The organism is Streptomyces niphimycinicus (assembly GCF_018883605.1).
Classification (GTDB): Bacteria; Actinomycetota; Actinomycetes; order Streptomycetales; family Streptomycetaceae; genus Streptomyces; species Streptomyces niphimycinicus.
In genome coordinates, this window is the sequence record NZ_JAHLEM010000249.1 from 1 (window position 1) to 309 (window position 309).

Consider the following 309-nt stretch of genomic DNA (forward strand, 5'->3'; position numbering starts at 1 on the left):
TTGGCCGAGCGGGCCGAGTCGGTGACGAACATGTACGGCCCCACCGAGACCACGATCTGGTCGACGGCCTGGTCGGTCACCCCGGACACCGCGGGTGCGCCCCGAATCGGGCGGCCGATCGCCAATACCCAGGTGTATGTCCTGGACGATGGGCTGCGGCCGGTGCCGGTCGGGGTGCCGGGTGAGCTGTATATCGCGGGTGAGGGGGTGGTCCGTGGCTATCACGGACGCCCGGGGCTGACGTCCGAACGCTTTGTGGCCGATCCGTTCGACCGCGTCGGCGGTGGGCGGATGTATCGCACCGGTGAC

The 309-nt window shown here is 69.6% G+C and carries 1 protein-coding gene; it reads left to right on the plus strand.

What is annotated here, in order from left to right:
- Window positions 1-309, plus strand: a 309-nt coding sequence (locus KN815_RS22405) for an AMP-binding protein (RefSeq protein ID WP_216343724.1), incomplete at both ends; no start/stop codon positions are given.